Origin of the sequence: Aminiphilus sp., from assembly GCF_029975095.1 — a bacterium.
Classification (GTDB): Bacteria; Synergistota; Synergistia; order Synergistales; family Aminiphilaceae; genus Aminiphilus.
On the sequence record NZ_JARKPW010000214.1, the window covers coordinates 1 to 11,814 of the forward strand.

Annotated in this window: 11 protein-coding genes and 1 tRNA gene; 3 read left to right on the forward strand and 9 right to left on the reverse strand. The window is 55.6% G+C overall.

Going from position 1 to position 11,814, the window contains the following annotated elements:
* The coding region (gene glmU, locus Q1K49_RS13270) for a bifunctional UDP-N-acetylglucosamine diphosphorylase/glucosamine-1-phosphate N-acetyltransferase GlmU (RefSeq protein WP_300526473.1) at positions 1-1,243 on the reverse strand (1,243 nt) is incomplete at its 3' end.
* A 166-nt stretch (positions 1,244-1,409) separates the two neighbouring features.
* Positions 1,410-1,483: transfer RNA gene (locus Q1K49_RS13275), tRNA-Gln, on the reverse strand.
* Positions 1,484-1,643: 160 nt separating this feature from the next.
* Here Q1K49_RS13275 and Q1K49_RS13280 point away from each other — a divergent pair.
* The 3 genes from Q1K49_RS13280 (at position 1,644) to Q1K49_RS13290 (ending at position 3,725) form a co-directional block, all read left to right on the forward strand.
* Positions 1,644-2,096: a Fur family transcriptional regulator gene (locus tag Q1K49_RS13280; protein ID WP_213692905.1), complete on the forward strand. Its 453-nt coding sequence runs from the start codon at positions 1,644-1,646 to the stop codon at positions 2,094-2,096.
* A 233-nt stretch (positions 2,097-2,329) separates the two neighbouring features.
* A complete protein-coding gene (mrtS, locus tag Q1K49_RS13285; RefSeq protein ID WP_300526482.1) occupies positions 2,330-2,818 on the forward strand; it encodes a Synerg-CTERM system glutamic-type intramembrane protease MrtS in 489 nt (162 codons plus the stop codon).
* A complete protein-coding gene (locus Q1K49_RS13290) occupies positions 2,772-3,725 on the forward strand; it encodes a response regulator (RefSeq protein WP_300526474.1) in 954 nt (317 codons plus the stop codon). The genes mrtS and Q1K49_RS13290 overlap by 47 nt, the downstream gene beginning before the upstream one ends.
* 120 nt (positions 3,726-3,845) lie before the next feature.
* Here the strand turns inward: Q1K49_RS13290 and glmS are convergent, their stop codons facing one another.
* The 7 genes from glmS to Q1K49_RS13325 form a co-directional block, all read right to left on the reverse strand.
* The gene (gene glmS, locus Q1K49_RS13295; protein WP_300526475.1) at positions 3,846-5,678 is read right to left on the reverse strand and encodes a glutamine--fructose-6-phosphate transaminase (isomerizing); all 1,833 of its coding nucleotides are present in this window, start codon (positions 5,676-5,678) and stop codon (positions 3,846-3,848) included.
* 245 nt (positions 5,679-5,923) lie between these two features.
* Complete coding sequence (gene galU / locus Q1K49_RS13300; RefSeq protein WP_300526476.1) at positions 5,924-6,805, reverse strand: UTP--glucose-1-phosphate uridylyltransferase GalU; 882 nt, start codon at positions 6,803-6,805, stop codon at positions 5,924-5,926.
* 204 nt (positions 6,806-7,009) lie between these two features.
* On the reverse strand, positions 7,010-8,389 hold the full coding sequence (gene glmM, locus Q1K49_RS13305; RefSeq protein ID WP_300526477.1) for a phosphoglucosamine mutase: 1,380 nt from the start codon (positions 8,387-8,389) through the stop codon (positions 7,010-7,012).
* A gap of 28 nt (positions 8,390-8,417) precedes the next feature.
* Entirely contained in the window at positions 8,418-9,632 is a 1,215-nt protein-coding gene (locus Q1K49_RS13310) for a CdaR family protein (protein ID WP_300526478.1), read from the reverse strand.
* A complete protein-coding gene (cdaA, locus tag Q1K49_RS13315; RefSeq protein ID WP_300526479.1) occupies positions 9,619-10,449 on the reverse strand; it encodes a diadenylate cyclase CdaA in 831 nt (276 codons plus the stop codon). Before cdaA ends, Q1K49_RS13310 begins: the two co-directional genes overlap by 14 nt.
* Positions 10,450-10,494: 45 nt before the next feature.
* The gene (locus Q1K49_RS13320; RefSeq protein WP_300526480.1) at positions 10,495-11,559 is read right to left on the reverse strand and encodes an alanine/ornithine racemase family PLP-dependent enzyme; all 1,065 of its coding nucleotides are present in this window, start codon (positions 11,557-11,559) and stop codon (positions 10,495-10,497) included.
* 44 nt (positions 11,560-11,603) lie between these two features.
* The coding region (locus Q1K49_RS13325; protein ID WP_300526481.1) for a TIM barrel protein at positions 11,604-11,814 on the reverse strand (211 nt) is incomplete at its 5' end.

An 11,814-nucleotide genomic window follows, 5' to 3' on the forward strand; every position in this document is an offset into this window, starting at 1 on the left:
GCATGGTGTCGCTCCCGATGAAACAGGCGTCACCGATGATGGTCCTGTTCTTTTTCACACCGTCGTAGTTGCAGGTGATGGTGCCGGCTCCGATGTTCGTCCCGGCCCCAACGTGCGCGTCGCCGATGTAGGAAAGATGAGGCACTGTTGCATCGTCTCCGATGTCGCTCTTTTTGATTTCCACAAATTTGCCCACTAAAGCACGATCCCGTATGGTCGTGTCATCCCGAAGGAACGCAAAAGGACCTATGCGGGAATTCCCCTCGACGCGACTATCTTGAATGACGACATATGCCACAAGAGTACAGCATTTCCCCAATTCTGAATCCCGCACCAGGGATCCCGTACCGATACGGCTTCCCGCTCCGATGCGCGTCTCGCCCAAAATCTGAACGTTCGGCTCAATGAAGATATCCTCCTCAAGCGTCACTTTCGGCCCGACCCACACCGACGCGGGATCGACACAACGAACACCCCTCCGCATCCATACACCGAGTATACGGTCGCGAAGGCGCCGCTCCGCGTCCGCCAGCTGCACGGGATCGTTGACGCCGAAAAGATCCTGGGAGGCAGACCAGCGAACCATCACTACCGGAAGCTGTGCCGCACCAAGACGCTCCACCACATCCGTAAGGTAGTACTCGTTCTGGGCATTGTCCGGGCTTATTAGGGCGAGCTCCTTCTCAAGGAGAACGGTGTCGAAGACATAGATTCCACTGTTTACGTCCCGGACCGTCTTTTCTTCCGGAAGAGCGTCCTTTTCCTCGACAATCCGTATCCGTCCGTTCTTTTCTACGACACGCCCATACCCTGTCGGGTCCTCTAGACACATGGTGAGAAATGTGCATGCGGCGTTCCTGGCGATGTGTTCCCGGCAAAGGGAAGTCAACGCTTCCGGAGGCAGAAGAGGCAAATCGCCGGGAAGTACGAGAAGGTGACGAAACTGTTTCCACCAACCCTGCGCAACTGAAACGGCATGACCCGTGCCACGTTGTTCTTCCTGGTGAATGCCCGTCACTGCCGGAAACGCGTTTTCCAGAAAGGCGCACACACGGGGAGCCCCGTGTCCGAAAACGACACCACAGCTTTCCAATCCCGCTCCGCGAACCGCTGCAAGAGGATAGGAAAGCAATGCCTCCCCCAAAAGCGGCAAAAGAACTTTCGGGGTGTCGCTTTTCATTCTCGTTCCCTTTCCAGCAGCCAAAACAAGAGCGGCGATGTCCGGGAAACTTTTTTCTCTCATGTGCATACCCCCGATTCGATGTGGGGTTTTCTTCCACAAGAACGTTGTTAGTACACGACAACAAAAGCGCCATGCGTACGCCTCGGCCCACAAAAAAAGAGGGGCCGGTCCACACGGAGCCCCACGTTGCCGTCACAGAAAGACATTTCCGGAAAAAGCACCGGAATGGCTGGGGTGGCTGGATTCGAACCAGCGGTGGAGGATCCAAAGTCCCCTGCCTTACCACTTGGCTACACCCCAACACAAGCGGTAGCAATTATATCCACAACACGCGCGCCTGTGTCAAGTCCGTTTCGAAGAAATTCTTCGAGGCTTTTTGCTTCAACCTGAAACACTTGCAAAAGTACTCGATAATGCGTATGATGTCAAAAAGAAAAACTTGGCATACAGGAGGTGCACCATGTGGGCCATAGAGGAAGGGATTCAGCGCCTTAAGTCGAGCGGGGGTAAGATCACGGCTCAGCGCATCGCCATCTTGAAGCTTCTGGCCGGAAGAAAGGATCACCCCTCGGCGGACGTCATTTGCAACGAACTCCGGCAATTTTTCCCCACGATTTCCTATGCGACGATCTACGGTACGGCACAGTTGTTGGCGGATTTGGGCCTCATCAATATTCTCACGATCGACGACAAACGGATCCTTTTCGATCCGGAAACGACATTCCACGCACATTTTCGCTGTACCAACTGTGGCGCCATCATAGACGTTCCCTTCGATACGGGGAACATGGGTGCCTTTTTCCCCCATCTCCATCACAAGGTCGAAAACTCGCAGGTCTATCTCTATGGGACATGCGAACACTGTCTTCTGGGTGACACGACGCAGAAAGGCGCACATCTTTCCATTCATTGACATCGAATGTAATGTTGGACCACCCGGTCGGAAACCCGGAAAGAGCGTTTTCTTCAAAATACGGGATTTCCTTGTTTGTGATTGTCTGTCGATGCTTTACAATGAGGTCCGGCTGTTCCGCCGGTCCTCTTTTTTTACGAAAAGATCGACCGTTGCATCGGGAATTATAAGAGGAAATTCGGACGTTTTTGATGGGAGCAGAGAACATGTCGCAATTCGTAGCCGTCGCCGTGATGTTATATGGCCCTTTCCTCTGGTGTCACGCAAGAAAAGAAGCCTATGAACAATATGGCCTTGTTCCCCGCTGCTCCCGGCGTATGTGCGGAGAAGTCGCCCTGGTGTGTGTGATGACGTTGGTTCCTCTCACGATGATCGCCCTTCATTGGCCAGGGCAGGACTTGCCCAGACACGTCGCGTTCCCAGCCTTCCTCGCTCAATTCGCGGCGGGCTCCATGGCTGCGATTACGGAAGAAATCTTTTTCCGGGGATGGCTTCAGACACTTTTCATCCCCTTTTTCGGCCGAACGACGCGTGTGGTGACGGTTGCCGCTCTCTTCGCTCTTTCACACATGCTGTTTCGGCCGGATCCCTTTTTTCTCACGACGTTCTTTCCCGGTCTGATCATGGGAGCGCTTCGAGAACGCCACGGAAACATTTTTCCCGGTATGCTCTTCCATGGCGTCGGCAATCTCTGGTCGATCTGGTTTTTCCCCTTGCCATGACATCTCCTCGTGCAAAAAAACCATGAACCCTACAAAACATGTCAGCATCATCTCGGATGACTCAAAGTTCCGAATCCTCCTCGTGGCGACATTGAAAAACAGCGGTATTTCATGTCACGAAGGACAAAGCTTGACGGAGCTTTCGCTCGGCTCGCAGGAGATGCCCGAGGCGTGTGACGCGGTCCTTTTTCCATGGCACGGGGAAACGGAAGAAGATTACGGGCAGATCATCGCAGCGATCAAGCTCAACGACACCTTTGCCTCCGCTCGTTTTTTCGGATTCAGTGCGGAATGGCGGACTTTGCGCGCCCGAGTACGGGCGCGCATGCAAGGTCTGGACGACCTCCTCGCTCTTCCTCCGAACCTCGAACAGGTTCTCCAAATGCTTTTACCCAAAAGCCCCGATGCCGAAAAAACGCAGGAACACACCGGACCTCCGGCTGAAGCTCCGGCGCAAACGCTTCCAAGTGAAAACAACAACATCAAACAGCGCTCCGAAACGCAACACGCTTCCGGCTCTCCGAAAGTTCTTGTTGTCGACGACGCGTCGGTTATTCGCGTAGGTCTTCGTCATCTTTTGGAGAAAATAGGCTGCGCCGTTTTCGAGGCTGAAAATGGCGCGGAGGGGTTGCGCGTCGTCCGCTCCCAGGTTCCGAATCTCGTGCTCACCGATCTCATCATGCCTGAAATGGACGGTTTTCGTTTCATGGCCCGAGTTCGGGAATTGCCTGGAGGAAAAGACATCCCTTTCATCGTCGTCTCCGGTCATGGAGATAAAGAAAAATTGATCCAAGCCTTGCGTTTCGGTGCGGTTGATTTTATCGTAAAACCTTTTCGCCCTGAAGTCGTGAAGCTCAAGACACAGCGTGCACTGCACCGTTTTGGATATTTTGCGCCAAAAACATGACAATCGCCGGCGCCATCGCGCCGGCGATTGTCATGTGTCCGTTCCGAGAAAGCTTGTCCAAGGAATGCCCTGATCAGCCCCCGGAGCGGCATTTTCACGCGCGTGCGCAACCGGGTTTCATTATTCCACGGTAACGCTTTTTGCGAGGTTCCTCGGCTGATCGATTTCGCACCCACGCAAGACTGCCGCGTGATAGGCAAACAATTGCAATGGAACAACCGCCAGAAATGGAACAAATTCTTCGTCCGTCCAGGGAATCCAGAGAATGTCCTCCGCATGATGGGGCAGAAGAGTGTCGCCGTCGGTCCCTACGGCGATGATGGCGCTGTGCCGTGCCTTCGCCTCCTGTATGTTCGAGAGGGTTTTTTCGTAAAGACTGTTCCTGGGTACGACCACAAAGACAGGGACGTCCGGTTCCAGCAGCGCGATTGGGCCATGTTTCATCTCACCTGCCGCATAAGCTTCCGCATGGATATAGGAAATTTCCTTGAGCTTGAGTGCACCTTCGAGAGCGACGGGATACGTGTTGCCTCTTCCGAGATAGAGAAAATTTCGTTTTTCCGCATATTTCCGTGCAGTTTCCTTGATGGCATCCTGCCTGTTGAGAACAGTTTCAACTTTATAGGGAAGGTGAAGCAGCTCCTCCACAAGGCGTTTCGCTTCCGCGACGGGCAACGTTCCCCTCGTCTCGCCGAGAAAGAGCGCGAGAAGATACAGTGCCGCCATCTGTCCCATAAATGTTTTCGTGGCGGCAACGCCGATCTCGGGTCCTGCCTTCAGTAGAAGCACATCGTGCACTTCTCTCGCCAGCGTGGAACCGCGGACGTTTGTGATCGCCAGGCAGTGCGCGCCCTCGCTGCGGGCTTTCCTCTGGGCGGCAAGCGTGTCCGCCGTCTCCCCCGACTGGGAGACGAACACCGCCAGCGTGCCGGCATCCGCCCTCATTCTGCGATAACGATATTCCGAGGCGACGTCCACCACGACATGAAAGTCCGTCCATTGCTCCAATGCCCTTTGGGCCACGAGAGAGGCGTAATAGGACGTTCCGCAGGCGACGATGTGCAGATTCTTCCACGAGTTGACTTTGGAGATATCCCAAGCGAGATCGTTCGAGAGATCGATACGCCCTTCGGTGATGCGCCCCTTCAGCGTGGAACGGAACACAGCCCCCTGCTCATTGATCTCCTTCAACATATAATGGGGATATCCGTCCTTTTCGGACATGGAGACATCCCAATCGACGATCGCGATTTCCCTACACACTTCCTCGCCACACTCGTTCCATATTTCCACGCCCTTCGTGCACACTCTGGCGGTGTCGCCCTCTTCGAGGTAGACCACGTTCTTCGTGTAGGGCAGGAGCGCCGACACATCGGAGGCACAAAAGCATTCCCCGACCCCCACGCCGAGTACCAATGGCGAGCCGCGACGCACACAGTAGAAACATTCCGGCTCCTGGGCGTCGATGATGGCCAGGGCGAAAGAACCGTTCAGTCGCTGCTGCAGCAACGTAAGAGCGGCCGGCATGTCGTCCGTCTCGGCGCGAAGGCGCGCGAGCAGCTGTACGATCACCTCCGTATCCGTTTGGGAAAAGAAGCAAACACCTTGAGAGTGAAGCTCTTCCTGAAGATCGAGGTAGTTTTCGATGATTCCATTGTGTACCAGAGCAAAACGTCCTGCTCCGTCCGCATGAGGGTGCGCGTTCGTCACCGTCACGCCACCGTGGGTGGCCCATCTCGTGTGCCCGATTCCCTGACACCCCGTGAGATTTCTTCCCCTCGCAGCCTCTTCGAGGTCCGAGACCTTTCCGACTTCCTTGACGATCTCCAAACCCTTTTCCGTCCGTACCGCCAGACCGGCGGAATCATAGCCACGATACTCGACCCGTCGCAGTCCATCTAAAAGGACCTCGGCGGCATTACGAAAACCCACGTATCCGACGATTCCACACACTTCGTACAACACCCTTTCACAACACAACAGAGACAAGAAGGATGATCCGGCTTTTGTCGCGAAAATCACTTTTCGCATTTGTGCCGGATCTTGTTGGGCTCCTCCCGAGCCCACGGGGACATCCGCCGAAAATTCGATTCTTCCCCGACCTCGTCAGCCCGAAAGTCCCGAGGACAAGACGGGCTCAGGCGCTTGACACGCACAGCGCGAAAACAAGAAAACGGAAACCTTTCACGCTTTATTCCTTATTGGACATTCCCCCCTTCTTCAAGCGCAGACAGAACAATCTGCCTTGTCTCGGGATCTTCCATGGCCATGATCGTCGTGGCTCGAAGCCACCCGGCTTTGGTACCGCAATCGAGGCGCTTTCCCCGATAGACGAATCCCCAGACGGATTCCTTGTCGAGAAGAGCCCGAATCGCGTCGGTGAGTTGGTACTCTCCCCCCGCCCCGGGGTTCAGGGCGTGCAGTTCCCGAAAAATCCCGGGCGAAAGGACATAACGCCCCATGATTGCAAGGCGACTCGGCGCCTGGGAGAGGGACGGTTTTTCCACCATATTCCGTATTTTGTACACTCCTTCTCCTACGGGATCGGCATCCACGATTCCGTAGCGTGGCGTATCCTCAGGCGCGACCTCCTGGAGGGCAAGGACGGAACCACCGAATGTGCGATGTACGGCAATGAGCTGTCCGAGCACGGGTGGTGTTCCGAGCATGACATCGTCGGGAAGAATGACACCGAAGGGTTCGCCTTCACAGACCTGCTCGCCGCAGAGAACCGCGTGGCCCAACCCGAGAGGTTCACACTGGCGGACATAGGAAAACCTGGCCATATGGCTGATATCTCGAACCATGTCCCTGAGATCGAACTTGTCTCTCGCCTCAAGAAGCTGCTCCAGTTCCCAGGACCTGTCGAAATAGTCTTCGATGGCCCGTTTTCCCCTCCCCGTGACGAACACGATGTCCTTACAGCCGGAGAGAACGGCCTCTTCGACGCCGTAATGAATGATCGGCTTGTCGATGAGAGGAAGCATCTCTTTGGGAATCTCCTTCGTGGCCGGAAGAAAACGCGTGCCGAGTCCAGCTACGGGGAAAAGACATTTGCTGACCTGCATTTGCGTCGTCATGACCATTCCTCCAGTGACATCCACAGTGGCTCAAGGATGCTGACCGATGTTTCGGGTTCCTCTGCCATTTTCGGCCCGCAACATTGCGTTGAAATTCCGACCCAAAACCTTCCCGAGAAAATCCTTTTCCGGGAAAACCTTTTTTCAGGAGAGACATCTTTTGTCATGCGGCAGCAAAAGCAAAAGAAGCCGCTCCAGGGTTCTCTATTCGACAGGATCGATGTGGCGAATGATCTGTTCCACACCGATACAAATGTCCTCAAGCATTTCCTTTTCCTTCGCTTCCACTAGGATACGCACAAAGGGCTCGGTTCCGGAAGGTCTGACGAAAACCCTGCCCAGACCGCAAAGTTTCCGCTCCGCTTGGGAAAGAACATCCTGAAGGCGCGCATCCTCCATGGTTTTCTTCTTGTCGCGAACTTTGACGTTCTTCAAAAGCTGGGGATAACGGTCAAACCGATCCACGAGGCTGGAGACATCCTCGCCAAGTTCGGAAATCGCATGAAGAAAAAGAAGACCCGTACAAAGCCCATCACCTGTGGACACGTGCTCGCCCGAAATGATGTGTCCGGATTGTTCGCCTCCCAGAGCAGATCCCTTGGAACGCATTGTTTCCACTACATATTTGTCGCCGACGGGACAACGAAAAACGGGAATCTCCTCCAGCGCCAGATGCTCTTCGAGGGCCATGTTGCTCATTACGGTAGCGACGACACCTGCCCCGAGAGAATTCTTCGCTTTCAGCCAACGGGCCAAAACCCAAAGGAGAATGTCTCCGTCTATAGTTCTCCCGAATTTATCGACAAGCAGGACTCGGTCGGCATCACCGTCCAGGGCGATTCCGAGAGCGGCACCCTTTTCCTTGACCGATTCGGCAAGATGTGGAAGGTACATGACGCCCACGCCATCGTTGATGTTGAGGCCATCCGGTTCCGCGCCGACCAGAGTCACAGGCAACCGGCATCGTCGGACAAGTTCTTCCGCAACGGCAAAGGCAGCACCATGAGCACAATCGAGCACGAGAGGACTTGCTCCGGCTACATTGACCCCTTTTGCCAGGGAAACGAGCCACTCCACGTAGGCGTCCCCGTGCCGCTCCGATTCGTGCGTGATCTCCCCCACAGAAGCACCTGTGGGACGCCATTGGTCGAGGAGGTGGTCCTCCAGAAATTCCTCGATGGTCGCCTCGTCGTCATCGCTCAGCTTGAATCCGTTCTTGTCAAAGAATTTGAGCCCATTGTATTCAGCGGGATTGTGCGAGGCACTGATCACCGCACCTCCCTGAGCACGTCGGCTTCGAATGGCAAAGCTCACTCCGGGCGTCGGAAGAATTCCGGCGACGCTCGCTTCCGCACCGGCGGAAGTCAAACCCGCCAATACGGCAGCCTCCAGCATTGAACCGGAACGGCGCGTATCCCTTCCCACGATCACGTGAGGACGCGCAAACCCGTTCTGTGTCAACCACCATACGTAAGCCCTGGAAAGGCTCATGGCCATTTCAGGGGTCATGGCACCTCTGTTGGCGACGTCTCGAACACCGTCAGTGCCAAAAAGACAGCGTACTTTTCCTGATGCGGTCAACACGACATCTCATCCTTTCTCGGGAGAGAGTTTAATCAACAATCGCGTAGGCGGTAATGTTCGGAGGTCGAATCTCCATGATTTCCAATGCTCCTCCTTTACTTCTGACCCGTACGGGCACAGTGGCCCGCCTTGAAACGAGGTTCGTCACATCCACATAGGCCTCGACTTCCGGAAGATTCTCCAGCACGGAGGGAAGCCCTCTGACAACGATCTCGACTGTTCCCGGTTCGACTCTCCAGTTCGGATAGATACTCTTTCCACTGATGCCGACCCGCACTCCGGAAATCATACGAGTCCCGCTCTTGGGAGCAACCGTGACACGAATCGTGGCCGAACGAATCGGCAACAACCCTTCATTGTCGTTTCCTATCGGGGGGACGAGGTCTACGGAAAAAACTCCCGTTTCCTTAATTCCTGAAATGTCTAGGGGCATCAGGTCGATTCGGTCGATCAGATCGAGCTGGGCCGACGGTCCCTGGAGAACGACGGAAGCGGGTTCGACCGCGACGGACGTCACGAGAAAATCGGAATCGGCCTCGCCGAGAATGTGCATTCGCAAGGGGACTTCACGCCGCGGAAGATCACGCTTCAAGGTGTAGGAAAAAACAACACTCTTGGGAACCACCGAGAGATGTTCCACTTGTCCCGAAAGGGGAAGGCGGACGGGGAGATCCAGAAAACCTTCTCCACGAATCAACTGTTGTGGTGTCGCAACCACAGCCACTTTCTGGATTTTCTCCAGCAGGCCCTCGTCTCCGCGCAGAAGCACTTCCCTCGGGTCGAGATCCGACGACGCCAGAGACACCCCTTCCGGAAAAGCTCCCTCCACGTTGAGCGACACAGGAAGTGTTTTTTCGACGAGCCGGAGAACCTGCACCTCCGCATACGGCGGTGTCACCGTAGTGATACGTACCCCCGACGGCGCGAGGGACGTCACGGGAAGCGTATGACGTCCTGGGGCAAGATCTCGCAGATCCACCGTGGCGATGAGGTTCTGTGGAGCCATGGCGGCGAGGATGTTCCTCGCTCCGGAGACCTGCACGTTGACTCTGTCGGACGCATCCGAGAGAGACAAGCCGACTCCAAGGTTTCGGTACTCCAAAGGGACCTCGAAGGTCTTTACCGTTTCCGCATTCCGCTCTCCCGCGGCGTAAAGCCAGATCAACACCGCGATGACCACCGAGGCGATCCGGAGAAAGAGTCGCGAATTGAGCATTGCGTCAATGCGCTCAAGCATCCTCATGTTCGTTCTCTCCTGACAATTGCTGGAGCAACTCCAGACGAACCCGCTCGAAAAAGGACTGTTTCTCTTTCTTGCCCCGGAAATAAGAGAAGAGGAGTTTCCGTATCTGGGGTTCCTTCATTCCCCGTGAAATGTGACCGTTGATCGCCATCGAGATCTCTCCACGTTCTTCGGAGACGACGAGAGAGATGGCATCGGAAATTTCCGTGACTCCCAGCGCCGCTCGGTGCCGTGTTCCGAAAGAACGGGAAAGATCGCTCTTCTCCGTCAACGGCAGGTAGGAAGCGGCGGCGAGAATCTTGTCCTTGTCGAAGATCGCGGCGCCGTCGTGGAGTGGGTTGTTCGGCCAAAAGATGGAAACCACTTCTTCCTGGGAAATCTCCGCGTTGAGGCGCACTGCGGAACGCCAAATGTCCCTGAGTCCCGTTCCACGCTGGAAGACGAGAAGAGCGCCGATCTTTTGCGATTGAAGATACAGCAGAGCCCGTGTCACTTCGTCCGCAAGATGTTCCGCCCGCTCTTCCGCCATACGGCGCTGCCAGAGATTGCCTCGGCCCAATTCTTCCAGAAGACGGCGCAGCTCCGGCTGAAAGATGATGGGAATGGCGATGAAAACAACCCCCAGGAGTTTGCTCAACAGCCAGGAGAGGGCGCTCAATTCGAGAATCTTCGCCACGGCGGCTATGCCGCCGAGGATGAAGAGTCCCTTCATGAGCTGCATGGCTCTCGTGTCGAGAAGCAGTAATAAAAAACGATAGAGGATGAAACTGATGATGGCGATGTCGAGAATATCCAGCCATCTCACGAGAGAGAACATGTCATTCGCACCTTTTTCGCAAAATCCGCAGAAACCTGCGGCGGTTCATTTAAATTGCTTCGCGACATAGGAAGAGGTAGCGGCGGCGAGCATCGCTCCGTAGGACATTTCGAAGGTGAGCACCTCTCCGAGCCTGGGTACCGGCATCATGTCCTCAACGTCCAGAAGAAGATGGTCACTGGAAGCCCCGAGAACATGAACACCCCTGTCCGTGGGAAGAAGCCCTTCGGGAAGGACATCCTGGCGTCCCGCAGCGACAATTGCCCTCAACCGAAGTCCTCGGTCCTCAAACACGGGAACATTGCCGAAGGCATCGGCGCCGATCGTTCCGATGGGAACGCTCGGCTTCCGGCGCAGCTCGATGATTTCCGCTTCGAAGAGAACTGCGTCACGATGCATCCCCGGAAGGTATCTGTTCCTCGACACATCCCGCCCGAGCAGGAGAGCCTCGCCGATCCTGAGATGATTCACTCCCGCGGGCATGCGCTCTTCCTCAAGAAGATGCAGAGAGGACGTGCCGCCTCCGGAAACGAGCGGCACCGGCAAGGCGAGGAGGCGTTCCAGTTCGCCCTTGAGCTCCACCAGCCGCGTCAGGTTGAGCGGTGTGGGAAGCACGCCGCCGAAACAGCCCAGATTGGTTCCGATGCCGGTGCACCGTACCCATCGACAACGACGGAACGCCTCAGCGAAACGTTCCATCTCATCAGGCCAGATCCCCTCCCGCAGATCGCCTACATCCACCATGAGGAGCACTTCCAGCTCCCGTCGTCGCTGTCCGCATAACAGTTCCAGCCGCTCGATGGTTTCGGCCATGGAGACGAGGGTTCCATTCGCGAACTCGATCACTTCCTCCAGCTCACCGAGCATGGGAATACGAAGAAGATGCACCGGAACAGGAACGTTCGCTTCCTTGAGTCTACGGAGATTCGCCACCCTGCTGTCGAAAAGAGACGCACACCCCCCTTCGATCATGGCAAACGCCACCTCTGGAAAGCCACACACTCCTTTCGTCACTCCCGCAAGATGGATACCGTGTTTCTTGCAGCGCCGCGCCACTTCCCGGGTGTTGTTCCTGATCTTTTCCAGATCGATGCGCAATGTGGGTGCCATGAAAAGGCCTCCTCGATCAACATGAAACGCGCCGTCACGAATCGTCATTCGCCCCGCAATTTCCGCAAGAGTTGCAGATTTCCCGCGTCCCCCCGACCGCTTTTCGGCGTTTCGAGCAGGCAGGGAGTCTCTTGCCATCTCTCGTCATTCACAATGAACGAGAAAGGCGCCAACCCCAAAGCGCCGTCACCAAGATGCTCATGGCGGTCTTTTCGCTCGCCCCTGTCGTTTTTGCTGTCGTTGAAATGCCAACAC